23 protein-coding genes are annotated in these 25528 nt (G+C 38.9%); 13 read left to right on the top strand and 10 right to left on the bottom strand.

What is annotated here, in order from left to right; genetic code table 11:
* Positions 1-12: 12 nt before the first annotated feature.
* Both aguA and R8495_RS02570 read left to right on the top strand, forming a co-directional pair.
* Positions 13-1101, top strand: a complete 1089-nt coding sequence (aguA, locus tag R8495_RS02575; RefSeq protein WP_317636005.1) for an agmatine deiminase — start codon at positions 13-15, stop codon at positions 1099-1101.
* 12 nt (positions 1102-1113) lie between these two features.
* Positions 1114-1950, top strand: a complete 837-nt coding sequence (locus R8495_RS02570; RefSeq protein ID WP_317636004.1) for a MurR/RpiR family transcriptional regulator — start codon at positions 1114-1116, stop codon at positions 1948-1950.
* A 21-nt stretch (positions 1951-1971) separates the two neighbouring features.
* On the opposite strand, the gene R8495_RS02565 is transcribed toward R8495_RS02570, so the two are convergent.
* The 3 genes from R8495_RS02565 to R8495_RS02555 form a co-directional block, all read right to left on the bottom strand.
* A complete protein-coding gene (locus R8495_RS02565) occupies positions 1972-3660 on the bottom strand; it encodes a phosphoenolpyruvate carboxykinase (ATP) (RefSeq protein ID WP_317636003.1) in 1689 nt (562 codons plus the stop codon).
* Positions 3661-3734: 74 nt separating this feature from the next.
* Positions 3735-6452, bottom strand: a complete 2718-nt coding sequence (locus R8495_RS02560; protein WP_317636002.1) for an FtsX-like permease family protein — start codon at positions 6450-6452, stop codon at positions 3735-3737.
* A gap of 6 nt (positions 6453-6458) precedes the next feature.
* On the bottom strand, positions 6459-7160 hold the full coding sequence (locus R8495_RS02555; protein WP_317636001.1) for an ABC transporter ATP-binding protein: 702 nt from the start codon (positions 7158-7160) through the stop codon (positions 6459-6461).
* Between the two features lie 91 nt (positions 7161-7251).
* Between R8495_RS02555 and R8495_RS02550 the strand changes: the two genes are divergently transcribed.
* The gene (locus R8495_RS02550; RefSeq protein WP_317636000.1) at positions 7252-8205 is read left to right on the top strand and encodes a 2-hydroxyacid dehydrogenase family protein; all 954 of its coding nucleotides are present in this window, start codon (positions 7252-7254) and stop codon (positions 8203-8205) included.
* A gap of 1 nt (position 8206) precedes the next feature.
* The gene (locus tag R8495_RS02545; protein WP_317635999.1) at positions 8207-8557 is read left to right on the top strand and encodes a hypothetical protein; all 351 of its coding nucleotides are present in this window, start codon (positions 8207-8209) and stop codon (positions 8555-8557) included.
* A 53-nt stretch (positions 8558-8610) separates the two neighbouring features.
* Here R8495_RS02545 and R8495_RS02540 read toward each other — a convergent pair whose 3' ends face one another.
* Both R8495_RS02540 and R8495_RS02535 read right to left on the bottom strand, forming a co-directional pair.
* A complete protein-coding gene (locus R8495_RS02540) occupies positions 8611-9303 on the bottom strand; it encodes a GTP pyrophosphokinase (RefSeq protein WP_317635998.1) in 693 nt (230 codons plus the stop codon).
* Positions 9304-9405: 102 nt separating this feature from the next.
* Positions 9406-9702 carry a hypothetical protein gene (locus R8495_RS02535; RefSeq protein WP_317635997.1) on the bottom strand — a complete coding sequence of 99 codons (297 nt, stop codon included), beginning with the start codon at positions 9700-9702 and terminating at the stop codon, positions 9406-9408.
* Between the two features lie 145 nt (positions 9703-9847).
* On the opposite strand from R8495_RS02535, the gene R8495_RS02530 reads away from it, so the two are divergent.
* The 9 genes from R8495_RS02530 to R8495_RS02490 are packed head-to-tail and all read left to right on the top strand — an operon-like array spanning position 9848 to position 19688.
* On the top strand, positions 9848-11764 hold the full coding sequence (locus R8495_RS02530) for a BglG family transcription antiterminator (protein WP_317635996.1): 1917 nt from the start codon (positions 9848-9850) through the stop codon (positions 11762-11764).
* On the top strand, positions 11757-12215 hold the full coding sequence (locus R8495_RS02525) for a PTS sugar transporter subunit IIA (RefSeq protein ID WP_425613252.1): 459 nt from the start codon (positions 11757-11759) through the stop codon (positions 12213-12215). Before R8495_RS02530 ends, R8495_RS02525 begins: the two co-directional genes overlap by 8 nt.
* Before the next feature lie 15 nt (positions 12216-12230).
* Positions 12231-12545, top strand: coding sequence for a PTS fructose transporter subunit IIB (locus R8495_RS02520; protein WP_317635994.1), 315 nt, complete (start codon positions 12231-12233; stop codon positions 12543-12545).
* A gap of 20 nt (positions 12546-12565) precedes the next feature.
* Positions 12566-13606, top strand: a complete 1041-nt coding sequence (locus tag R8495_RS02515; RefSeq protein ID WP_317635993.1) for a PTS fructose transporter subunit IIC — start codon at positions 12566-12568, stop codon at positions 13604-13606.
* Between the two features lie 2 nt (positions 13607-13608).
* Positions 13609-16230, top strand: coding sequence for a glycoside hydrolase family 38 N-terminal domain-containing protein (locus tag R8495_RS02510; RefSeq protein ID WP_317635992.1), 2622 nt, complete (start codon positions 13609-13611; stop codon positions 16228-16230).
* Between the two features lie 5 nt (positions 16231-16235).
* Positions 16236-17627: a glycoside hydrolase family protein gene (locus R8495_RS02505; RefSeq protein WP_317635991.1), complete on the top strand. Its 1392-nt coding sequence runs from the start codon at positions 16236-16238 to the stop codon at positions 17625-17627.
* A 12-nt stretch (positions 17628-17639) separates the two neighbouring features.
* On the top strand, positions 17640-18413 hold the full coding sequence (locus R8495_RS02500) for a Cof-type HAD-IIB family hydrolase (protein WP_317635990.1): 774 nt from the start codon (positions 17640-17642) through the stop codon (positions 18411-18413).
* Between the two features lie 11 nt (positions 18414-18424).
* Positions 18425-19297 (top strand): fructokinase ScrK, encoded by an 873-nt coding sequence (gene scrK / locus R8495_RS02495; RefSeq protein WP_317635989.1) that lies wholly within the window; start codon positions 18425-18427, stop codon positions 19295-19297.
* Between the two features lie 13 nt (positions 19298-19310).
* Positions 19311-19688 (top strand): VOC family protein, encoded by a 378-nt coding sequence (locus tag R8495_RS02490; protein WP_317635988.1) that lies wholly within the window; start codon positions 19311-19313, stop codon positions 19686-19688.
* Positions 19689-19762: 74 nt separating this feature from the next.
* Here R8495_RS02490 and R8495_RS02485 read toward each other — a convergent pair whose 3' ends face one another.
* From R8495_RS02485 to R8495_RS02465, 5 genes are all read right to left on the bottom strand, one after another.
* Positions 19763-20623, bottom strand: a complete 861-nt coding sequence (locus R8495_RS02485) for an alpha/beta fold hydrolase (RefSeq protein ID WP_317635987.1) — start codon at positions 20621-20623, stop codon at positions 19763-19765.
* A 14-nt stretch (positions 20624-20637) separates the two neighbouring features.
* Positions 20638-21489 carry a GRP family sugar transporter gene (locus tag R8495_RS02480; protein ID WP_317635986.1) on the bottom strand — a complete coding sequence of 284 codons (852 nt, stop codon included), beginning with the start codon at positions 21487-21489 and terminating at the stop codon, positions 20638-20640.
* Between the two features lie 76 nt (positions 21490-21565).
* Positions 21566-21937: a carboxymuconolactone decarboxylase family protein gene (locus tag R8495_RS02475; protein WP_317635985.1), complete on the bottom strand. Its 372-nt coding sequence runs from the start codon at positions 21935-21937 to the stop codon at positions 21566-21568.
* Positions 21938-21997: 60 nt separating this feature from the next.
* A complete protein-coding gene (locus R8495_RS02470; protein WP_317635984.1) occupies positions 21998-22360 on the bottom strand; it encodes a MerR family transcriptional regulator in 363 nt (120 codons plus the stop codon).
* A gap of 21 nt (positions 22361-22381) precedes the next feature.
* Complete coding sequence (locus R8495_RS02465) at positions 22382-25459, bottom strand: lectin-like domain-containing protein (protein ID WP_317635983.1); 3078 nt, start codon at positions 25457-25459, stop codon at positions 22382-22384.
* Positions 25460-25528 lie beyond the last annotated feature (69 nt).

Below are 25528 nucleotides of genomic sequence, written 5' to 3'. Positions count from 1 at the left end.
AGTCCTCTTGTAATGAATTTTATCAATTCTAATCCGAAAAAAGATCATTTTTTCGCAATCCCTGAATGGTATCCCCATTCGAAATCATATATGATGTGGCCAAAGCGACCTGATAATTGGCGCAAAGGGGGCAAACCTGCTCAAAAAGTTTTTGCTGAAATTGCTTCAATCATCAGCAAATATGAGCCAATAACCATGTTAGTCCAGCCTGATCAATATCAAAACGCCCGTTCAATGCTTTCAAGAGCGGTCCGTCTCGTCGAAATGAGTTACAACGACGCCTGGATTAGAGATATTGGACCAACCTATGTCGCTAATAGCAACCACAAAAATCGCATCGTAAATTGGAATTTCAACGCCTGGGGCGGTTTGGTCGACGGTCTTTATTTTCCTTGGGATCAAGATGACCTTGTAGCACAAAAATTAGGAGAATTAGATGAACTAGACTGCTACGACGTGGATTTTGTCTTAGAAGGATGCGGGTTCCAAACTGATGGCGAGGGAACTTTGCTTGTTGTTGAAGAATCAGTCCTCTCTGAGGGACGAAACAATCAAATCTCTAAAAGAAAAGTCGAAACAGTCCTCAAAAAATATCTAAATATTAATAAAATTATTTGGCTGAAACATGGATATTTTATGGACGAGACTAACGGAGACATTGATAATATGGCAACTTTCATTCGGCCTGGCGAAATTGCTCTAAATTGGACCAAAAATCGTGCAGATCCTATGTATCAGATCACACACGAAGCAGCCGACATTTTAAGTAATTCCACCGATGCCAAAGGACGACATTTTAAAATCCACAAAGTTCAACTACCAGAAATTCTTCTTGCAAGTGAAATTGAAAACAAATACATCGACCCCGTAAATGGGCTTTTGCCTCGCAAAGCCGGTGACCGTTTAACTGCCTCGTATATTAACTGTTATTTGGCAAATAATGCGGTAATTCTCCCTATTTTTAATGATCCCAACGATCAATTAGCGATTGAACAATACCAACAATTGTTCCCTGATCGAAAAATTGAACCCGTTTATACACGGGAATTATTGTTAGGTGGCGGTAACATTCATTCGGTTGTTCTTGGCGTGCCAGATTGAGAGAGGTTAACATTGAATTTTTTTGAAGTTATTCAACCCCATATAAATAAACTTAGCAAAAGCGAATATGCGCTCTTGGATTACGTTGTGAAAAATTTAGTTGCAGTCCAGCACAAAAGCATCCGGGAAATTGCGGCAGAGTGCTTTGTCTCAACAACAACATTTTTGAGATTTGTTCGAAAAATCGGTTTTTCTGGCTACAGTGAATTTTCAACGGTAATTAAATACACGATTTTAAATACCAAAGAAACCAATCAAAACAACGTTACATTTACTCAAAAACAGTCCAAATACCGCAACGAATATCTTAAGAATCTTGAGGAGACTGTGCGGGTCTTAGACGAGAGAAAACTGGCCGAAATTTGTCAAAAGTTAGCTTCTACTCCCAAATTATTTTTCTATGCTAAGGGCCTAAGCAAAAACACCACGGCCTACATCGAATATCTCTATACTTTAAACGATTTTATCGTGATAACTCCCCATAATCACGAACAAAGACAGTGGGCTTATCGAAATATCAAAAAAGAAGATTTGATTTTTATTTTCAATTATAGCGGTGAAGATGAAGAATTAATTCAAATCATTCAGACCATTAAAACCCAAACTGAGCATTCGTCAATCATTTCGGTGACCGGCGCCAATAATAATACGATTCAAAATCTCAGCGATATTAATCTCTACCTATTCACCGATGAAATTACGGTGCAGGGAGTTGATATGACTTCTAATGTTTCGATGATTATCATCATGGAACTCCTCCTTTACCAATATTGGGAACACCAGGATTCAATCAATCCCGACCTGATTTTGAACAAAATAAAAAATCCGTCAACCAACTTGGACGAATAATTTTGGTTTTCGGATTTAATTTTAAGATTCCATCAAAACTTTTAGCAGCTCTCGGGCTGACTCATGTAAGCTATCGCGCGATTTATCATTGCCTAAATGCGTATAAATTTCACCAACGTAGATATCGTGGTCAAATAAATATTTGAAAACATCGTCAATGATCGGCCGAGTTTTGGCTTCTTCTTGCACTGGTCCAAAAGGATTGGCAAAAAAAGTTGTGCTCATGCCAGTTTCATCGGTGGTTCCTAAGGCTTTACGTTTCCCTGCAACGAAAGTCTTTTTTGCATCTTCTTGATCGGTAAAACGATGAATGCCGACCTCGTCATCATAATTATTAGCATAAACGTACATATCAATTTCATGATGAGCGATGACATTTTCATATGAATCAGCTGGGATAATTACGCGAGCATTTTTTTCAGCGGGATTAAGATAAATCCCCCGGTCCATATTGTTAAATGCAACCGCCGAGCTCAAATCATCAAGCCGCACGAACGCCCCAATCTCCGTTCCTTGCGCGTACAATACGCCATCTTCGAGGGTAAAACTTCCCATATCGTCAAAAATCGTCTCAATGCGAATAATCTGCTCGTTTGCCACTTCTTGCAGCGCTTCAATGGATTCAGATTTCCCTGCGCCAGAATCGCCAAAAAAGACGACAGTTTTAGTTTTGCCATTCGTAAATTTAATTTTGACCATCGAACCATGAATCGGCAATTTATGTTCTTCAATCATATGCAAGTTATGCAAAGTTAGACACATTTTTTTCATGTAGCCAAAATAAGTCGTCTTGTCGTTATAAGGAACCTCACCAACCCAAAGATCGTTAACCGTGTCGTGATAATAATGGCAAGTATCGCCTTCGGTCTGAGCCAATCCGAAGAATAAAATTAAATCTGGCTTTTTGCCTTCCACGCTTTTGCTATCTGCAACTTCAAACAAGTTGGCCAAAGAAATGCCGCTTACAAAATAATCCCGATGGAAATAAATGTAAGCCAAACTTTCACCAATTTTAGCTGGGAAACAGAACCATTCATCACTATTACCTGTAAACTTCTCAACCGGATTAGTCTGTACCGCGCTAAAGACGCCTTCTCGCTTATTACTAGGCGTCGCCATCATCATTGGCGGGCGCAGCATTAAAGTATCAATAAAACGAATCGAAGCCAGTGCTTCATAACCCGCCGGAATGGGCCATTGATGCGACTGCGTTAAGATACAAGCAGAAGAGCCGGCGCTTACTTGACGATATGTTTGATTGACATGGCCCTGCAGTTTCTCCTCGACCGAGCGGTAAAAATGAATAATCAAATCATTAAATTGATTGTCCATCATCATGAAATTTTTTGCGACCACATCAGAACCATGCAAATTTACAACCGCAATTCTGAGAAATGAGCGATAGAAAGAATATAGGTCTTCAACGCTTTGCAATATTTCTTCTTGGCTATAGCGCTCAAATACATTGGTCTGATCAACCATGACATCCTTGATGATTCCAATATATTCTTCAGCGGATAAATCTTCAAATTCTGGACTTTCATTGTGTCCCCGACTTTGCAAAAACAAGCGAACCACCGCTAAGAATTCTGGACTATTAATTAGCGAAAAAGTATCAGTAAAGTATTCATTGCTGTAATTAATAACTCCAATATGACGATTATGATTTAGATAAAGTGCTGGTGTTTCAACTGTTGACGATTTTTTCATCGGCTTTACGCCTCCTTTTGCTTTCCTCGCTTTATATAGTAGCAAAAAAAATCCAATCTGGAAATTAATTTGCTTTAATCAACCGACTTTAAAGCTGCCAACATCTCCAGATTTTTGAGCTTTCGATTGACTAAAATGCCTAAAACTACCGTGATTACAGCAACTACGACAAAAGGAGCTGCAAACGGGAGATAGTTAAGTGCTGGATTAAACATCACGTCCTCGGGTGGGACGGCAAAAATAATGTAACGATGCAGTATTTCACCGAACAGATAACCTACGAGCACCCCGAGAAGTGAAAGATAGATAGTCTCTCGGTAAATATACATCGTAACTTCCTGATTATAAAATCCGAGTACTTTAATGGTAGAAAGCTCGCGAATTCGCTCTGAGACATTAATGTTGGTCAAATTATACATAATTACAATTGCAAGTAACGCAGCAATAATTATTAAGACCACCATAATTTGATCGAGCGCTTTAACGACTACGCTCACTTCGTTCATCAGCGCGGTATTTTGAACGACACCTTTGACACTACCCAACTTCATAAAACTTGCTGCTTGACGCTGAACATTTGGAAGTGAGCGGTCTTTTAACGTGATCAATTCAGCATTTGCCTGATATTTTTGAGCAAAAATTTTCTGATAGGCGGTTTTATTCATGAAGACGAAATGACCCATATACATCTCGCAAATTCCTATCACCTTCATCGAGCGATTTTTCCCGGATGCATCTTTTAACGTAATTTGGTCACCTTTTTTAACATTAAGAAGGCTTGCCAGACGTTCAGAAATTACAACGCCATCGTCGGTTAGAGGTATATTATGATGATTTTGGCACTGATCGAGGGTGATGAACTGATTTAAATCACTTGCTCGATGCGGCGTAATCATCGTGATACTCTGCAAGTCACCATTTTTGCCTGCAACTTTCGTCATTTCTTCATAGTGAACGGCCAATTTTTGATCGATACTTTTTTGCTGTAATTTCTGATCAAATTTTTGAGCTTGTTGATCACTGACGTAATTATTTTGAGCAACGATTAAGTCATAGCGAATCAGTTCGTTAAACTGCCGTGAGTTGATCCCAGAGATTGAATGCTGAACTGCAAGTCCCGCAAATAACATACAAACGGCGCCACTCACTCCAAAAATTGTCATATACATCCGTTTTTTGTAACGGAAAATGTTGCGAGCGGTGACCTTCGCCGAGAATTTGAGATGATTCCAAATCCACGGAATCCGTTCCAACATAATTTTTGAGCCCGCCGCTGGTGGTTTAGGCAGTAATAAATTTGCTGGTCGCTCCTGTAATTGGCGCAAAGCCACCAGATAGGTTGGAATAACTGCACTAATGATTGCAAGCATTAACGCAATCAAGGTAATCCCTAAATCCATTTGAAGCTCAATTTTCGGAACAGTAAAACCTTCGGAATAGGCGTTATAGACAACGATGGGAATTAATGTGTGCCCCAGCACAATCCCAATTACCGAGCCTAAAATTGCGGAAATAAAACCATAGATTGTAAATTTCTTGATGATATCATTGTTGGAATAGCCTAGCGCCTTCAAGGTCCCAGACTTGATGCGCTCCTCATCAACGAAACGCGTCATCGTTGCCATTGTCACAAGTGCTGCTACAAAATAGAGAAAAATCGGGAAAATATTAGCGAGCGAATCCACAATCCGCGAAATATTGCCATAAATTCCATATCCGATACCGCCTGGAAAATCTCGCCGATTATAAGCGGTATAAACGGGCTGTTCCAAGTGTTTAAGAGTTTCTCTGCCTTGCTCCACTTTCAAAGCTGTCGCTTTGATTTTTTGCTCAGCAGTATTCAACTCTTCTTCCTTCGATTTTAAATCTTGCTCTTTTTGATTTAAGGCTTGCGTCTGGGCAAGAGGCGAGTTCTTTGCTGCCGTAATCTCTTTACTTGCCTGAGTGAGCTGAATTTTTTCTAACGCTAATTGATTTTTGCCCGCAATAACTTGCTGATTAACTTCATCAATTTGAGACTGAGATTTTTCTTTAATCGCAGCTAAACGCTTTTGCGGCTGACCTTTTAACTGTTCATTTAAAGCAGTTTTATGTGCTTCAATCCGCTTATTATAAAGCTCAGAATAAGGATCAAGTTTTCTGGTATCATTAAACCTTAGGCGAGCAAGCATGTAGTAATCACTTTGAAAATTGCTCGGCAAAATCACGCCGTAGCCTTTTAGTTCGCCCGTACCCGCCGTGGACTGACCACGGTTAACAAATGAAATAATTTCGCCAGAAGAAACGAACCCACTGATTTTAAAATTTTGTCTCTTTAGATTCTTTTGACCTGCAGGATCTGATTTTTCATTAAAAGTAATTCTTTGCCCAAGATGGTATTGTCCTTGATATTGCGCGTCAATGGCAATTTCATCAGCGTGTTTGGGTAAACGACCTTTGATCAGCTCATATTTCGAAATATTTTTAGGTTTAGAAAAAAGCCGAAAACTATTTTTAGTTTGATCGATCGTTGCGTCCTTAAAATATCCATACTCAATTTCATGAATCCCTGGAGTTTGATCAATCTTCTTTTGGTCGTCAGAATCAATACCCAAGCTGCCAATGACCGAAAGATCAGCAGTATTTAGTTTTTGAAAATATTTAGCACCCGTTTGCCGCATATCTGGACCAGTTACTTTTAGACCAACTAACGCAAACGAACCTAAAAGCATGAGCCCAACGATTGCAAAAAAGCGCCCTTTTGAATGACTAAAAGATCCAAAAAGATCTTTCCATAAAGCTTTTTTTCTCATCGCAGATTACCAAGTCAAATCCTGGATCGACTTTGGATTTGATTGCTCTTCAATTTTCTCAATCTTCGCGTCGCGCATTCGAATCACTCGATCGCCAATCGGCGCAATTGCTGCATTGTGAGTCACAATAATAACTGTGGCCCCGCGATTACGGCTCATATCTTGAATAATTTGAAGAACTTGTTTACCTGTTTCATAATCGAGGGCGCCAGTTGGTTCGTCGCAAAGTAAAATCTTCGGATTCTTTGCCACTGCCCGCGCAATCGCTACCCGCTGCTGTTCGCCGCCAGAAAGTTGTGCCGGAAAATTATTGATTCGATTTTCTAGTCCGACGTCTTTTAAAGTTTGTTCGGGGTCAAGGGCATCTCTAACAATCTCCGAAGCCAGCTCAACGTTTTCTTTGGCCGTCAAATTTTCAACTAAATTGTAAAATTGGAAAACAAATCCGACATCATTGCGCCGATAGGTTGTCAATTGACGAGCATCATAGTTAGCGATATTGTTGCCATCAATGATCACATCTCCTTCATCGTTATTATCCATACCACCTAAAATATTTAAAAGTGTTGATTTTCCCGCGCCAGAAGCGCCCAAAATCACCGCCAGCTCGCCTTTTTCAATGTGAAAATTCAAATCATTATTTGCAACAATTGTTGAATCTCCCATTTGATATCTCTTAAAGCTGTGCGTCACTTCTATGTAATGCATCTTCACACCTCCAGAAAATAAGTCTTTTTATCAGGTATTAATACTGGTATTCTATATTTAATTTATGTTGAATGAAAGGAAAACTTAAAAATTGAAAGTTTATATAACTGATCGAATCCCAGAAATTGCTACAACTAAATTAGAAAAAAATAAGCTAACTGTCAAGACCTTTAATGGTTCGAAATTAATCACCGAGGCTGAACTCATTGAAGAGGTCGCCGACGCAGATTTTTTAATCACCGCTCTTTCGACAAAAGTGGATAAAAACATCATCGATCATGCCCCAAAACTCAAATTAATCGCGAATTTCGCATCCGGCTTCAACAACATTGATACTGCTTATGCGCGCAAAAAAGGAATTTGCGTTACCAACACGCCGATCGTCTCCACCACTTCCGTCGCTGAAGTGACCATCGGGTTAATCCTTTCAATCAGCCACCGTCTCGTCGAAGGCGACCAATTAATGCGCAGCACCGGCTTTGATGGGTGGCGCCCTTTGTTCTTCTTAGGTCATGAAATTGCAGGTAAGAACCTCGGAATCGTTGGTCTTGGAAACATTGGCAAAGCTGTGGCAAACCTTGCTCAAAGCTTCTCAATGAACGTCTTCTACTGGCAGCCGCGGCGCTTAAAACCTGAACAAGAGCGGGTGTTAAATCTATCGTACCTGGAGTTCGACGAATTAGTGAAGACATCTGATTTTATTTCACTTAATTCTCCTTTAACTGATGATAACAAGCATCAATTTGATCAAAATGTTTTTGCACAAATGAAAGACAGCGCCTATTTAATTAATGCTGCCAGAGGCCCAATTGTCGACGAAGCGGCTCTTGTTTCAGCGCTAAAAAATAAGGAAATTGCAGGAGCAGCGCTAGATGTGTACGAACACGAGCCCGCAGTAAGCGAAGAATTAAAATCAATGAAAAATGTTGTTTTAACTCCTCATTTAGGTAACGCTACCATTGAAGCACGCAACGCAATGGCAGAAGTTGTTGTTGATAACGTAATGAAAGTGATCCGCGGCGAAGCGGTCCCTGCGGTGAACTAATATGAAAAATCGATTTACTATTACTTTGGAGGAAAAAGTCTACAAAAACTCTCAAATTTCTGGCGAATTAATCGAAGACATTATTCACGAGCTTACTAAACCAGATGCTACTTTTATCGTTCTTGAGCCCGAAGACCCCATTAATGAGTGTACACTTATTCAAGCTCTAGGCGGATTTAAAGACGCCGTTTTCGTAGCCGAAGCCGTTTTTTCGCGGCCTGACGACACAATGCAAATTTTTAGAATTGAAGGCATCTCCGAGGAGGAATGCATTAAGATGTTCCTTGATTTCTGGCAAAAGGGCATCGTTCCTGAAACTAAAGACTGGGATGATGTGTCAAAGAAAATTTAAAGTAATTCCCCATAATAAATAGCCAAGCAGAAATTTGCTTGGCTATTTTGTTTTCAATTTTGTGGATGCAGATCTTTAAAAATATCACGCATTTTTCGATCCATATCGCTAAGTTCAGCGGCATAGTGCTCAAGATCTGTTTGATATTGCTTCTTGGTCTCAGAATCCAAATTATTTTTATAAACTAGTTCATGCTCTAAACTCGCCCAAAAATCCATCCCAATTGTTCGAAATTGAACTTCTACTGGAACATCATAGACGCCATCAGTTTGAAACACTGGGACTGAAAAAATTACATGTAAACTTCGATAACCATTGCTTTTCGGATTTTTAATGTAATCTTTTTCTTTTAAAACCGTAATGTCGCTCTGTTTTTTTAATAAATCAGCAACCGAGTATACATCATCAATATAGCTAGTTATGACGCGAATTCCAGCGATATCAAAGATATTTTCTTTAATATTATCCACGCTTACGGGCAATTGTTTTCGCACTAATTTCTCGATAATGCTTTCTGGCGACTTCATCCGGGATTCCATGGAATGAATTGGCGCGTAGTCGTAAGTAAGGCGAAAATCGTCATCCAAATTACTCAGCTTAGTCCCGATCTCATTGGCACCAGCTTGATATCTCTGATATGTCCGAACGAAACCTTCAATATTATTCATCTCATCTTCTGAAATCACATGTTTAAATTCCTGGCGAATCCGTGATAGGTTAATAAAATTATTACGTTGATTAATCACTTCAAACTCCTAAGTTTTTTTCTGCTTAACCTTACCATATTCCAAGGAAATCTCCATCAGTCAGAAGTAGTATTAATTTTGATTTAAAAAGTTTGCTTGGATCTAAATTTTCTTATAAACCATTAAAACAATAATTAGTGAAATGATCAGTCGAACAAGGAAATGACTCGGATGAACTTTGCCGAATACGTATTCTCCGTTTAAAACTGCCGCCACCAAAACTAATGATAATCCGATGATCAACCAAATAAGGCCTTGCGACTGAAATGCTATTAACAGCGACGCTACAAGATTTAAAATAAACAACCAAACCGGCATTTTCTTGTCTGAAAACATCACCCCACAAGTGCTAATCGCCATCACTGCCGCATATACATAAGCAAGAATTGTCCCAATCATTAAAATTTCCCCCAAAACTAATTTCTTCAATTATACCATAATTAATACGAGTCGATTTACCTACGAATAACATCATCAACAAGTAATTTTTCCCCTTTTATAAGTGCACTTTATCATGTATGACTCTTTATCATCAACGGTTATAATGAAAGCGTATACAGGAGGTGAGAAAATTAATAAGCAAGAGTTAAGGATCGCCAAGCAAATATTACAGGATAAAATTTCCAACTATTCAGAGCTTGAAAAGTTAGTTGGTAAATCTAAAAAAACAGTTTCTAAATTACTTGATCAACTCCAAAAAGACATTTCTGATTATGGTGTTCAAATCGTAAGAAAACGAAATGTTGGAATTTATTTTACCGGTAACACGGATTTATTAGCTAATAAAATTAATGGACTTTTAAGTGATCAAAGTAAAGATTATAAGGAACAAAGAATTATTTCCTTATTTTCTGAACTGTTAATGAACAATCATCCAATAACAATTCAAGATTTAGCCGATCAATTTTATGTTAGTCGCAGTACTTTAGAGTCTGATTTGAAGGAAATAAAAGTTAATTTGCAAAAATTCGATGCAAAACTTACCAGTAATCGTTTTGGCGTATTTATCTCAGCAAGTGAACAAATAAAAAGAAATTTAATGTCCAAACTTGTTGATATTTATTGGGGCGATGCCAAATATCGCCCTAATAGTATCAATCATGATCTCAAAATTGAGCTCCCGTCTAAGATTTTAAGCTTCTTCAGTCCTCAAAACCTGAAAAAAGTTATAAAAGCTCTTAATGAATTTGAAAAGAATAGTCAAATTAAGTTTAGTGACTATGAGTACCAATCTTTAGCAATTCATTTAGTTATCGCAATTGAAAGAATTAAAAAAGGCGTTGTCTTATCAAAAAACAAGATAAATTGTTCGATCGATCCCAGAACGTTCAATTTAGTTTCGATTTTAGAAAAAGAATTTAAATTTTCAATTCCACCAGAAGAAATCAGCTACATCAACATTCATATTGTTGCGACCAAAAAGGATCCCATTGCAGATCCTCACAATCAATTAATGGAAAATGATGATTTATCTAATTTCTTAAAAAGTAATTTGGACGAATTTGATAATGGTTTGATCAACAATTTAACCTTACACTTAATGCCCGCACTTAGTCGCTTAAATTTGGGACTTAGGATCCGAAATCCCTATACTCAAAAAATTAAAAAATTCTTCCCCTATTCATACAACAAGGCTAGCGAACTTAGTTTAAAGTTGGCTAAATCTTTTGGGGTAAAAACAAATGATGATGAAGTAGCTTTCATTGCCCTGCACTTTGAAACGTATTATGAGCGTAAAGGTAACGTTAATAAAATCAAAGTAGTTTTAATCTGCAGTACAGGATTAGGAACTGCTAGATTACTAGAACAACGGCTAAATAAATACTACTCCGATCAAATCGAAATCAAACGAGTCATCTCGATTCAAGAATTGCTTGAAGAACCGATCAAAGAAGATTTAGTAATTAGCACAATCAATATTGATCTTGCACAAATTCCTATCGTCGTTGTTCCGCCCTTTTTAGACAATCCCTCACTTGAAAGAATAAATCAAAAAATTGACCAATTGTCCAAAAACATTTCTTGTTCTCAAGCTTTTATGAACTTGATTGATCATCGTTTGATTTTCATCGACAATCAAGAACGGACTCAAGAAAATGTAATCAATTTTCTGGGGCAAAAATTGATAGAAAATAAATATGCAATTAATGGCATCGCACAATCTGCGATCAAACGCGAAAAACTTGCAAGCACCGAAATCCACTTAGTAGCGATTCCCCATGCTGCAATTGAATTTGTGAAAAAGCCTTGTATTGCAGTTTATATCAATAAGCAAAAGGTAATCTGGGATAAAGGAAAAGTAAACATCGTCTTCTTTTTAGCGATGAATGAAGATGTTAAGGATGAAATTAATGAGTTGTATGAGCATTTAAACAAAATTTTAGATAACAAACAGACATTAAAGAAAATGGTTCACGCAGAAAATATAGAGGCAATTATCAATTTGTTAAGAGGTGAATGATTTGGCAGAAAATTTTTTGACAGCCAAAAATATTTTAATTGGATTAAACGCCACTTCCAAAAAAGATGCGATTAACAAGATGTCGCAAAAATTGGAAGAAAATGGCATCGTCACAGACAGCAAGAAGTTTTCTGCAGACGTAATGGAACGTGAAAGTTTAACAACAACTGGGATTGGAAACAATATTGCAATTCCTCACGGGAAAAGTAGTAGCGTTAAAGAGGCTTCTTTTATATTCGCAAAAAATCAGACTCCATTGGAATGGAATTCACTTGATGGAAGTCCAGTAGATATTATTTTTCTAATGGCCGTACGCTCTGACGACGTAGGAAAAGATCATTTAAAAATGCTAGCAAAATTGTCTGGAAAATTGATGGATGATGATTTTGTTGCAACAATCAAAAAAGAAAATGATCCCCAAAAACTAGTAGAAATTTTTTCAAAAGATTAATAAGGAGATATAAAAATGGCTAAATTTGTAGGAGTATCAGCATGTATTGCAGGAGTTGCCCATACTTATATGGCAGCACAAAATTTAAAAAAATATGCCAAGAAAAATTGTGATGAAATGAAAGTAGAGACCCAAGGTGCCATGGGAATTGAAAACAAATTAAAACCTAAAGACATCGAAGAGGCCGATGCTGTGATTTTTGCAGTAGATACAACGGTCCGTGATGAAGAGCGCTTCGAAGGAAAAAAAATCTTAAAAATTGGAACTTCAGAAGTTGTTAAAGACGGGGCCAAAGCAATCGCTAAAGCCCATGAATTGTTAGATGAATAAATACAAAAGGGAGAGTTTTCATGGATAAAGTAAAACAGTTTGGGCGAGATTTAGTCGGACATTTTCAAACTGGTGTATCTTATATGATACCATTGGTCGCAGCTGCAGGTTTAATAGTCTCAATCGCGGTTGTCGGCGGCGGACAAAATGTTTGGAATCAAACTAGCAACATCTGGGGCGTTTTGAGAATGATTGGACAGCAAGGATTAAATTTCATTCCCGTAATGATCGCCGCATACATCTCATATTCAATTGCTGATCGACCTGGTTTAGCTCCAGCATTCATTGTAGGTTTAGTTTCTGTTCAACTAAAGATGGGATTTTTAGGCGGAATGATTGTCGGAGTATTTGAAGGTTATTTAATCCAATGGCTTAAAAAGTTACCAATGCCAGCTTCTTTAATTTCTTTAAAATCAATTACCGTAATCCCTTTAATTTCAGTATTAGTTGGCGGACTATTCATGTTTTATATTTTTGGAGCCCCTGTTAGATCAATGCAGGAAGGTTTAACCGGCTGGCTAACCAGTATGAGTGGACAAAATCAAATCCTTGTCTCAATGATTATTGGAGCAATGATGGCAACTGATATGGGTGGTCCAATTAACAAAGTCGCCTACACATTCAGTATGGCCGCCTATACATCCGGCGGTTACGCTATCAGTACAGCGTGCTTTATTGCAATTGGCATTCCGCCGCTAATAATGGCTCTTGCCTGCTTTATCGGCAAAAAATACTACGACGACGAGGAAAAAGAAAACGGAAAAACTGCTTTAATCCTCGGAATCATTGCCTTAACAGAGGGGGCGATTCCGTTTGCTGTTTCAGACCCGATCGCTGTAATTCCTAGCTGTATGGTTGGTTCTGCGATTGCTAGCGGACTAAATTCATTTTTTGGAGTAAGTCAAAAGACGGCTCTTTCAACATTTATGGCAGTACCGTTTGCTTCTAACATCTTACTTTATTGTATTTCTATTATTGTAGGAGTTGTAATTGGTGCATTAATGTGTAATTTAATTAAAAAATTGATGCACCGTGATCAAAAAATCGCTCAAGAAGGCTAATAATGACTGAAGTATATTTTGTAAACCATACTCATTGGGACCGAGAATGGTATTTCACAACGACCGATGCCCTCGTTTTAAGTGATCAAGTATTTACAGAAGCACTCGACGAACTAGAGACGCATCCCGAAGCCAATTTCACTTTCGATGGTCAAACTTCCATTATTGATGATTACATTGATATTCACCCCGAAGCAAGGAATCGCATTAAAAGACTTGTTCAAAGTAAACAATTATTTATCGGCCCCTGGTATACCCAAACTGACGGTATAATTCCAGATGCTGAATCAATGATTCGCAACCTGGTGATTGGCATTCAGGAAGCAAATCAACAATATGGTGAAGCTATGATGGTGGGGTATCTACCTGATACCTTTGGATTTACAGCTCAATTGCCGACCATTTTAAGGCAAGTCGGGATCGATAATTTCGTATTTTGGCGTGGGACGAATTATGATCATCAATTGAAATCTCTTTACTTCAACTGGCGAGGATTGTCAAATAAAACTGTCATCGCAGCTAACTTCCCGTTTGGATATTTCACTGGTCAAATCACCCCAGAAAGCAAAAGAAATCTAAAAGAGTTTGTTGAACAACGCTATGATCCAGCAGTCAAATTTGCTGTTGAGCACAAAGATAATCAAATGATCTTAATGCCTTCAGGAATTGACCAGATGAACATCATTCATAATGAGGTCCAAACTATCAAGGATCTTAATCAAATCAGCAAATACCACACAACAATTAGCAGTTATCCAGAATTTATTAACGAACTTAGAAATAATATTAAGGAGCTGCCATCGTATCAAGGAGAGTTGAGACTTCCTACCTACGCGAGGGTGCACCGCTCAATTGGTTCGCTAAGACATCGGATTAAACAAGAAAACTATGAATTAGAACAAAAAATTCTAAAAAGGGTGGAACCACTAGCTGTAATCGGTCGTAAAGTTGGAGTAAAAATCGGCTCAGGATTGATCATCAATCTTTGGAAAAAATTATTAGAGTGTCAGCCTCACGATACTCTAGGCGGTAGTATTACTGACAATGTCTATGAAGACATTCTTGCTCGCTTCAAAGCAGCTAACGAGATGGCTGACGGCATTGAAAACATGATTAAGAAGAAAATCGCTGACTTTTTAAAGCTAAAAGCGAATGAAATCATCGTTTTTAATACGGACGCTAAAGAATTCAGTGGCAGAAAACAACTAAAAATCATTAGCAATTCCAAAAAATTCTCAATTGATCAAATGAGTGAAATTAAAATTGAAAAAGAAAGATTCTACCCAGCACGTGAACATATAATGACCATGACCGCTCGCGGAAAAGAATTTTTATCTGAAAACGCTTATTATGAATTAATTGTTAGTGCCAAAATGGTGCTCCCTGCTCTTGGCTACAAAGTTTTCACCATTCAACCATCTAAAAAAGAATTGCAAATTTCTAAAAAATCCAATTCCAGTTCCCAAGGAACGATTTCAGTGGAAGGTCTTAAAATCAGTTTTGATAAAGGAAAAATTAATATAACCTGTAACGGTAAAGAAATTGTTAATGCAATCACCCTTGTAAACTGCGCTAACGACGGCGATACTTATGACTTTTCCCCTTTGCCTCAAGATCAAGAAACTGTTCTTCCTTTCGATAAAGTAATTGTTACTGAAAACACAATGAAAATAGTCGGATCTGCAAGCTTACCATTTAGTCTTGCTGACTACTCATCTGATAATCCCCATTATCAAGCAATGAATTACGAGCTGGAACTTTCATTTAACTCTAATAAAACTATTAAAGGGATTTTAACAATCGACAATACCGTCGAGTCGCATCGTTTAAGGCTCCGTTTACAATCTGGCTTAAAGAATTGTGAAACAATTGCCAGAATTCAATTAGGTTATCTTAAACAGCAAAATGAGTTGATCCCAGCTGATTGGGAGAAACACTATGATGAAAAACCGGTCAATTTGTATAACTTTGACAAAAGTGTGAGCCTAAGTAATTCAGAAGGTCATCTTACATTTTTGGGCAAAGGTCAAAAGGAATACCAAACAGAAAATAATGATTTGTTAATTACCTTAATGTCAACGACAGGACAACTTGGTAAACCTAACTTGGCTTGGCGTCCTGGTCGAGCTTCCGGCGATACCACAAATCAAGGTCATCCAATGATTCCAACTCCTTTGGCCCAGGAATTAGGAATTAACAAATTTAAATTTGATTTAGAGTGGTCAGATGAACCATTTAGTGAAACAAAAAATAACGAACTTGTAAATAAAAGTTTGGACGTTTCAATTTCGTATCAGAAACAACAATTAAATGTGTTCATCAACCGCCTGGACAACAAAATCTGGGAAACTGAAGAAAAAAAGACTATCCCTTTAAGTTTATCCATTCTATCTCTTAACGCAGATCTAGACGTAGCCGCGATATATCCTTCTTATACTTCAGAGGATTCAATGATCATTCGGCTTCAGAATTTATCCAAGCAAAATGTAAATTTGCCTTTCAATCTGATTAATGATCAAAATGTAACAGTTGTTAATGCGCTGGAAGATAAAGTAACCCTTGTATCAATTGATCCTTACGATGCAATTTCATTAAAAATTAAATATTTAAAAAACGGAGGTTAATTTATATGTATAAAGTTTTTTACCAACCACCTAATAATACCTGGATGGGTGATATTATGCCTTATGGTGAAAAAGGCACTTTCTATCTTTACCATCAACGTGATCCGCGAGACCCTGGTCCTCTTACGGAGAGCACTCCTTTTGGTTGGGCTCTTTCAACTACTGATAATTTCATTAACTATGAAGATCATGGAATTTCAATTTCCAGTGGTGGACCAGACGATGTCGCTCAGTGGATTTATGCCGGTTCAGTTTTTAAAGCGGGCGATAAAATTCACGCTTTTTACACCGGGTATAACAAAAAAGCTGATCAAGCAGGAAAAACTTCACAAGTTTTACTTCATGCAATCAGCGATGACTACGAGCACTTTATCAAAAATGTCGATGAACTCGCGTTACCAGCTCAACCTGGTTACGACGTTACAGATTGGCGAGATCCTTGGGTGATTTGGGATGAAGAAAACAGTCAATATTTGTTAATTCTGGGAACTCGCCTAGCTGGCCCTAAATCAAAACTAACTGGCCGAATTGTTTCGTTTACCTCGAAGGATTTGAAAAAGTGGGATTTTCAAGGAGACTTCTTTGCACCAAATCTTTATACAGGTCTTGAAATGCCAGATATTTTTAAAATCGGCGATTGGTGGTATTTACTTTACACCGAATATAGTGATCAAAGTAAGACTCGGTATCGAATGAGCAAGAATATGACTGGTCCATGGATTAAACCAAAAGATGATTCGTTTGACGGTCGCGCATACTATGCTGCCCGCAGTGCTTATGACGGTAACCGCAGAGTGCTGTTTGGCTGGGTCCCTACTCGTGAACGTGGACAAGGAGACCTGGTTAACTGGGAATGGGGCGGAACATACGTCCCATTAGAGATAGTACAAAGATCAAACGGAACTTTAGGGACAAAATTGCCAGATGAGCTCACAGAAGCTTTTAAAAATTCAACTCAAATCTCCCCGATCACAATCGAAAATTCTGAGGGACGAAGCGAAAAAATCATTGCAACAAATGTTGGAGACCATTATGTTCTAGATTTTGACGTAAATTTGGATGTAAATCTCGCTGATATTGCAATTAGAGCCTTCAAAAATCAAGAAACTGATGAATCATATCAATATTTGCTGTCAGTAGATGATCAAAGGTTAACTTTTGATAAAAGCCCCGAATGGCCTTGGTATCAAATGATGACAAAGGGACTAGAACGACCATTACCAATTAAAGGCGGTCAACCTATTCATGTCAAAATGATTGTAGACGACGATATTTTGGTAATCGTTGTTGAAAATGTAAGTTTGATTAGCCGAGTTTATCATAAATTTGGCAACGATTTAGCGATCGCTGTTTCAAATGGTGAAGCTAAATTTAGCAATATTATTCTAAGAACGTAAAGGAAATTTAGAGTGGCAAAATTTAAATCAATTGTTTTTTTCGATATGGATGGAACACTGCTGTCCAGTAAATCGACTATCGTCGAAGAAGTTCAAAATGCAGTAATTCACCTAAAAAGCAATGGAAATTTACCAGTAATCGCAACCGGACGCGCTGCATTTGAAGTGCGACCTTTTATGAAAATGTGTAACATCAATTCAATTATCTCAATGAATGGACAATACCAGGAATATGAAGGGAAGATCATTCAAAATTTAAAGATCGATCCTTCAATCTGTGAGCGAATTCTATCTTATGCTGAACAACGAGATGATATTATTGGGTTTTATAATTCTCAGACAATTGCAATCTCTGCTGATAAACCTTTAGCCAGAAGCTTTTATGAAAATATTTCATCTCCCTTTCCAATTCTCAACCCTAACTTTTATCAAAATAATTTGGTCAATCAAATCCTTGTAATCGCCAATCACGCCGACGAGAAATATCAATTGAACTTTCCAGAACTTGAATTTTTTATTACCGGAGCACATTCAATTGATACTGTGATCAAGGGTAATTCTAAAGGCGCTGGCATCAAAAAATTTATTGACGTTGCCCGATTAAACGGAATTCCGACATATGCTTTCGGTGACGGAATCAACGATTTAAGCATGTTTGAGCAAGTTGATTACAAAATTGCGATGGCAAATGGAAGAGAAGAGACCAAAGGTCTCGCTGACTTAATCACCGATACTAACGATAATTTAGGAATTGTGAAAGGGCTCAAATCATATAACTTAATTTAAGAAAGGAAAAAATGCAATACGGATCAGTAGAAGCAGGCGGCACAAAATTTGTTTGTGCAATTGGTAACGACGATTATCAAATTAAAGACCAAATTCAGTTTCCAACTACTACCCCCAAAGAAACAATTCAACGAGTAATTGACTACTTTTCTCAATTTCAAATCGACGCTCTAGGAATTGCTTCATTTGGTCCCATTGAAACTAGACGTAACTCCCCTCAGTACGGCTACATTACTACAACTCCCAAAAAAGGATGGCAAAACACAAATTTTGTTGGTTTAATTAAGTCAGGGCTTAAGATGCCAATCTCATGGACAACCGACGTTAACAGTGCCGCATTTGGCGAATATGTCATGACTACTTTATTTAATGAACAAATCAGTTCTGTCGTTTACTACACCATTGGAACCGGAGTTGGAGCTGGAGTAGTAGTTGATGGCAAATTTGTTGGTTCATTAGGTCACCTCGAAATGGGACATGTTCTTGTAAAAAGACATCCCGCTGACCTAGATTTTTTAGGCATTTGTCCTTATCATAAAGATTGTCTAGAGGGGTTAGTTTCTGGTCCAACATTTGAAGCTCGATTAGGAAATTCTGGCAAAGATGTGCCATTCACTAACCCTGTTTGGGATATTTTGGCGTATTATGTTGCTCAGGCAGCTATGGATACGACTTTATCTTTTAGACCTGATAAAATTGTGTTTGGTGGCGGCGTTACGAGTGAAAATTTTCTAAATAAAGTGCGACAAGAATTTAGTGCTCTTTTAAACGATTACTTGCCGACGCCGAAACTCGAACATTATATCTCTTTACCAGCAGTTAAGGATAATGGTTCTGCTACAGTGGGCAATTTCTTTCTAGCTGCACGATTATTGAAAGAATAGAAAGGTAAGAAAAATGAGCAATTTTTTTAACGGACTGCAACACATTGGAATTCCAACAGAAAATTTTAAATTTAGTGAGGATGTTTATTCCAAGTTAGGGTTCAAATTAATTCAAACTGAAGATAATCAAGGAAGTAAAGTTGGATTTTTTGAACTAGGCAATTTAATTCTTGAAGTCTGGGAGGCTGAAACGGCTCCTACTGCCGGAGCGATAAATCATTTTGCGCTTGATACAAACGATATTGAGGCGGCATTTTCCTTTGTTAAAGGACTGAATTTGGAATTGATTGATCCCGAAATCCAACAACTGCCATTCTGGGAACACGGAATCCGCTATTTTAATTTTTATGGTCCCAATCATGAAATTATTGAAATTTGCCAGAAAAAATAAAAACCTTGATGCGCCTCATAATTGTGAGGCTTTTTTTATGAATAAATATCGATTTGTTAATTCTAAAGCTTTTTTTAGGTACAAATTTTAATTAATTGATCATTAAATTTATCAGGCTCTTCCCACTGCGGGTAATGTCCCGAGCTTTCAAACCAAACTACTGACGCTGGGCTTTGAAGAGTCTTGGCATAATTGTCCACCAAGGAAGATGGGACATGGTGATCGTGTTTGCCCTCAAAGAAGTACACTGGAACTGAATATTCTTTGACGTCCTCAAAGTTCACCTGCATCACCTCATCCCACAAAGCATTAACTGTTTGCTTAGATCCTTTTAAGAAATTAATTAGGGTGCCAAACGAATAAACCCCCGAAGTGATAAAAGGACGAATCAGCTTAGCTTCATTGGTTTGCTGATAAAGAGAGCCTCCATGCTTGACAATTTTCCTAGTCAGGTAAATGCTGTCTTTTTTTAAATCGGTATCTTTGATTTTGCCAGTCAAAAATTCTCGCTGCAGATCGAGATTTTTTTGCGTATTGATAACCTGACCAACACCGATATATTTAGAAATCAGCTCGGGATAATGCTCGATAAACTTCAAACCAAGAATGGAACCCCAAGAGTGTCCCACTAAAATTAATTGCTTGCGTTGGTAGCGATCCAAAAGATAACAAACAAATTGATATACATCGTCAATAAACGTGGAAATTGTGATTTTCTCGTCTTTGGCAAACGGATAATAAGAAAGACCCGTGCCCCGCTGCTCTAAGTTTATAAAATTAAGATCTTGATCTAACCTCGAATTAAACTTCTGCATCAAAGGCGCGCAGCTGAAGCCCGGACCTCCGTGCAAGTACAAAACTAGTGGTTGATCAGGCTTCAAATGACTGATGGAAAATGTCAATTTAATCCCATTGATCATCGCACTCTCAAACAATAATTTACTCCTTTTTACAAAAACGCTGTAACGCAGCTTGCCAGCAAGATTAACCCAAGTCCAACAGTCGTTTTGACTAAATCCTTGCCCTGCTTGCTTTCTTTTAAAATAAAAATGCTTCCGAGCGTCGAAATGACCACGTTAATTTGTCCAATTACAAAAGCTGTGCTGACCCCGACCTTGCGAGCAGCAAAGATATAAGAAAGTGAGGCCAAGCCGTACAACAAGCCAGGAATGGTGTTTAACCAACTCTGCTTTTCTTGCAAAACTCGATGACTCTTATAAAACGCGTAGATTGTAGCTACGACAAATGTCCCCAACATTTGCGCCGAAAACAGCTGCAGACCGTTGGCATCAATGGCTTTTGGAATACAGCTATAAACCCAATAACCAATGCTTGTTATGAATAAAGGCAGATAGTCTTGAATATTTTGCTTGTCATTTTGCTGGCCGGTTTTTGAAATAATAAAGACGCCCAAAATCAAAACCGCAATCGCCAGAAAGCCGATGACCTTGTTGATCACACCCTGCCATTCGCCAAAAGCAATCACTCCGATAATCGAAGTCCCAGTTAGCTGGATGCCAGTCGAAATCGGCATTGTTTTGGAAATTCCAATCGTTCTAAAACTCATAAATTGACCTAATTGACCGATCGCCCACGCCGCTCCGGAGATAAAACTCAAAAGAAATGTCACCGTCGACATGCCATTGAAACTTCCGACGACCAAAAAAGCCACAATGCTCATAATCAGAGCTCCAAGCCCGGTCCCAAACATTTCGTTGGCAGTTTGACCATTAATCTTCTTGATGATCAGCGGATTGATTCCCCAAAATATCGCTGGTAATAATGCTAATAATAAATTCATCTTCTTCTCCCATTAAAAAAACGCTAAATAATATTAGCGATTTAACGTTGCTGTTTCAATATTCTAACATTCAGCTCTAAAAGTCAAATGTATCAAAAACTTCCCTTGCCACATTGATTGCATTGAGCACGCGAGGAAATCCGATGTAAGGAATGCACTGAATAAAAGTTTCAATGATCTCATTTTTCGTTAATCCGACGTTTAACGCTGCATTCAGGTGAACTTTTAGTTGCGGTGCCGTGTCGCCTTCAACCAAAAGTGCGCTAATTGTGATCATCTCGCGCTGTTTTAAATCTAGCCCAGGCCGATTATAAATATCGCCAAACGCAAATTCTAAAATATATTTCGAAACGTCTGGTGCGATGTCCTTTAAAGACTCGACAACTGCCTCACCGCCTACGCCATCGACTTGCTTCAATTTTTCTTGCCCTAATAAATATCGATCCATTATCAAAACCTACTTTCTTTTTGTAATGGCATAAGCTTACAAGCTGAAGTTAACCCCAGGTCAAGAATTATTTTTCAATTCTTGATAGTATTCGATTTTGTGCGCCAAAAAGTCAAGATGCGCTTGCGTTTTGGCTTGCTGCTCTTTTAACAAATTTTGTTGCTCAGCTAATAATTCTAACCGCTCATCGATCGTCGAATCGCCAACCCGCCTTAAATCTGAGTAGGCTTTGATGTTCTTGATGGGCATGCCCGTTTCCTTTAACCGTTTAACAAATTCCACCCAGGCGATGTCTTCGTCATTAAATGAGCGGTGCCCATTACTAAGCCGCGCCGGTGCAATAATCCCCACACTTTCATAATAACGCAAGGTGTCGATCGTCAGACCAACTTTCGCCGCAAACTCTCCAATTTCATAATTCATTAATTCTCCTTTTTGTAAAAATTATAGCCCCGCAACGTCCGTCAACGTGAATGTTACAGTTGATTGATACTTTCCACTCGTTGGAACAAGGCGCGGATTTAGCTTGATCTTCAAATTCCATGGTAAGCTCCAATTGTCTTGAAACAATAGCCCAGGAACTTGCTGTTCTCCTAAAACAGTCGGCGTTGCACTTAATGGATGATCACCCAAAGAATCTGTATAAATCAAAGGATCTGAGGCAATTACTAGCCCGCTATTATTCTTGAATCTTGTTGCCTCCGCTTCCAAGTGCCACTTCTTGTGCTTACGGACATTTCTCGTGTCAGTAACTGCAACCGTCTGACTCGCACTTGTTGCATTAATTTCTGATGACTTAAGCTCGTGTTTGCCGAACTCAATTGAAGTCGGAACCGTCAGCGTGCACAATCCCGTTTGATCCCAGACGTAAGTTCTCACAGTTGTAATCGATTGCGAATCGCTAATAATTTGCGCGGCACGTCTTACCGCTCCTTTAGCGTCGTGATCACTTCCTGTGCCAACTTCCCGCCATTGATTGTCAGTACAATAATAAGTCTCGCCGCCATCACTAATTTGAGCTTGAATATTGGGATTAGTTAGTCCTGTTGTGGATGAGAGCTTTGTTTCAGTTCCTAGTGTGAGCTTCCACAAACTACTAGTTCCGCTCAACATTTGGTCCGTGCTGGCACTGTTCTTCACCTTGAAGTTAGTCAGGTCAAGCGTTTTTAGGTTACTGCAATTCTGAAAGATCGAACTATAGTCAGTAACATCGCTGGTATCGACAGCTGTCAACCCTTCAATAGAAGCCACTGAACTAAGATCGGCAAACAGATTCTTTAACGATCCCGTTGCTGTAACACCTGACTTCATTACAACTTTAGTGATTTCACTTGCCCGATTGTGCCACGGCCACTGCCCCGAAGAATCAGCATCTACAGCTCCGTCTAGTTTGTGCTGATAGATCGTCAGCACTTTCGTTGTCTCATCAATATTCCACCAACCCTGGTCGGTCTGTTTCACGGTATTCGTAGTTGGAATGAAATTGCCGAGCTGATAGACGGGATCACTACTTGCTAGTGGCGCTAAGTTATTATCAGCATTATAGAAATACGAGCCGTACACAGGATTGCCATCACTATCCACTAACTGCAAAGACTGGTCATAAATTGCAACCTTAGAGGCAATCTCGGAAATCGGTGAAGTATTCGGGGCGGTCGGGTGATAAGTAATCGTCACCTGCCCCGTATCATTGGCCGTCAAGTTGGCATTCTCAACTCCTTTGTAGACCATCGACACAGTGTTCTCGCCGATCTGTCCCGTCCACAAGTTGTTATTCGTCCCATTATTTAGCGGAACGTATAATAGTCCGTCCTTGACTGTAAACCCACTTGGTGCTTCAAACAAACCTCCTAGCGACTGCACGGCGGTTACCTTCGACCAGATTGGCATATTGGTATTCTTCGCACTGTATTTGAATGCAACGGTATCGCCAGGCCAAATGTCAACGGTATTCCCAAAAGCGCCACCGTTAACACTCATTGTTAAAGTCGCACTAACGTCTGGACTTTCATTCGGTAATTCACGCCGGTAAACATAATTAATGAAGGTTGATGATCTAAATTCGGTACTAACACTCCAAACATTGCCATTCTTAGTAACTTCAGCACCAAGTCCCGATCGATCAAGCCGGCGATTAATTCGAGTTCCATTCTCAAAGAAAGTTCCGTTGACTTGCGCTCGGCGGTATGTGTAGCCGTTCTTTTCAATGGTTTCGGTGCTTGATGAATCAACAAAATGCGTGGATCCTGGATGTGTAAGCTGCCAATCAGCAAGCGAAGTTGTAGCAGCATCTTTAATATCATTTCCGTTCTCATCGACATGGCGCACAATTACACTTGGTTCGGCGGGCGTAAAAGTTCCGTAGACGTTCCGAATACTTTTTCCTTCAGAGCCACCACCAGTTGACCCGGCAATTGCAAAAGCCCAGTTCTTCCGATCGGCAATAATTGCCTGTTCCCCCGGACTTAACGTTCGACTCCAATCGACCTTTTTAGTTCCAGTAGCGTCACGAATGGTAACTCTCAAAGTTTTAGTACTAGCTGTATAGACAATCGTCATCGGATGCCATTTCAGATCAAAAATCTGAAACTTATCACCATTAACGCTTCCATTAGCATCATTAATCGGAACCACATCAGAATCATAAGAACCACTAAGCGTGCCAGGGTAATACGGTTTCGACGAATAACCAGTATTGTCAGTAGAGATGAAAGCTCCATAAGGCATTTGGCCCTTTTTAATCAAAGGTTCTTGGTAATCGGTCACGCCGTAGAATCCCATTCGACCTACATCGTAATGACTCGGACTTCCATAATAAGTCCCTTCCTGTTTAGGTCGATTATAGCCCGATTCAACGTAATAAGTGTTAATTTTGAAAGCAACAGCGTTCATCAGATCACTAATTCCGAGATACCCGCCACCAGGACCTAATGAGCGCAGAGTTTGACCGTTCATCGGGTCGTTGGGATCGGTTACCGCAAGATTTCCCGGAAATTTCCGTCCAATAACTGCTGGTAAAGTAATACTCGGACCACCTTGGGAGTCGATCACAGTTTCATTGGGGCGATATAACGGGTGCAGGACAAAGCCTAAACCATTTGCCAGATAACTATTACCAGGTGTAAACTTCAAATCCCAGCTAAAAGTAAAATCCTTTGTCATGTCGAGCGCGGTATTGAGCGCAGCCCCGCCATTTTGCGACTGAATTGGTTTAGTAATCTCAATACTATCCCAATTTCCATTATCGTTTAGCTGAACGACCGACTCACCGAGCGCCGAAAAGAAATACTGAGTTTCGTTCGGCAACGTTGAGATCGGGTCAAGATCGGGTTCTATTTTTGGTTGAAGAAAGCCATTTCCAAAGGAGTTAGTTAAATCCCCCCCCCTGAAATCGCTACCATTAGCTACATGATCCGGAAATTCAGCAGCATTGCTGTCAATCTTGGCAGTAAACGCAAAAGCCAACACCCAAATCCCACTCAAAACTAACAACATTGCACTGAGCCTTCTAAGTAATTTCATCGTCATCTCCTTTGAAAAAAATTCGACTGTAATTAATTACTCATAGTATACCAAATCTCTTATCTATAG

The organism is Xylocopilactobacillus apicola (genome assembly GCF_033095985.1).
Classification (GTDB): domain Bacteria; phylum Bacillota; class Bacilli; order Lactobacillales; family Lactobacillaceae; genus Xylocopilactobacillus; species Xylocopilactobacillus apicola.
Note: the sequence above shows the minus strand (reverse complement) of the source record. Positions and strands in the feature narration are given on the sequence as shown.

Coding starts and splice junctions, on each gene's coding strand:
- aguA (WP_317636005.1), top strand. CDS start 13: ATGAATTTTATCAATTCTAATCCGAAAAAAGATCATTTTTTCGCAATC.
- R8495_RS02565 (WP_317636003.1), bottom strand. CDS start 3,660: ATGAAAAAATCGTCAACAGTTGAAACACCAGCACTTTATCTAAATCAT.
- R8495_RS02560 (WP_317636002.1), bottom strand. CDS start 6,452: ATGAGAAAAAAAGCTTTATGGAAAGATCTTTTTGGATCTTTTAGTCAT.
- R8495_RS02555 (WP_317636001.1), bottom strand. CDS start 7,160: ATGCATTACATAGAAGTGACGCACAGCTTTAAGAGATATCAAATGGGA.
- R8495_RS02545 (WP_317635999.1), top strand. CDS start 8,207: ATGAAAAATCGATTTACTATTACTTTGGAGGAAAAAGTCTACAAAAAC.
- R8495_RS02535 (WP_317635997.1), bottom strand. CDS start 9,702: ATGATTGGGACAATTCTTGCTTATGTATATGCGGCAGTGATGGCGATT.
- R8495_RS02530 (WP_317635996.1), top strand. CDS start 9,848: ATGAAAGCGTATACAGGAGGTGAGAAAATTAATAAGCAAGAGTTAAGG.
- R8495_RS02520 (WP_317635994.1), top strand. CDS start 12,231: ATGGCTAAATTTGTAGGAGTATCAGCATGTATTGCAGGAGTTGCCCAT.
- R8495_RS02515 (WP_317635993.1), top strand. CDS start 12,566: ATGGATAAAGTAAAACAGTTTGGGCGAGATTTAGTCGGACATTTTCAA.
- R8495_RS02510 (WP_317635992.1), top strand. CDS start 13,609: ATGACTGAAGTATATTTTGTAAACCATACTCATTGGGACCGAGAATGG.
- R8495_RS02505 (WP_317635991.1), top strand. CDS start 16,236: ATGTATAAAGTTTTTTACCAACCACCTAATAATACCTGGATGGGTGAT.
- scrK (WP_317635989.1), top strand. CDS start 18,425: ATGCAATACGGATCAGTAGAAGCAGGCGGCACAAAATTTGTTTGTGCA.
- R8495_RS02490 (WP_317635988.1), top strand. CDS start 19,311: ATGAGCAATTTTTTTAACGGACTGCAACACATTGGAATTCCAACAGAA.
- R8495_RS02480 (WP_317635986.1), bottom strand. CDS start 21,489: ATGAATTTATTATTAGCATTATTACCAGCGATATTTTGGGGAATCAAT.
- R8495_RS02475 (WP_317635985.1), bottom strand. CDS start 21,937: ATGGATCGATATTTATTAGGGCAAGAAAAATTGAAGCAAGTCGATGGC.
- R8495_RS02470 (WP_317635984.1), bottom strand. CDS start 22,360: ATGAATTATGAAATTGGAGAGTTTGCGGCGAAAGTTGGTCTGACGATC.
- R8495_RS02465 (WP_317635983.1), bottom strand. CDS start 25,459: ATGAAATTACTTAGAAGGCTCAGTGCAATGTTGTTAGTTTTGAGTGGG.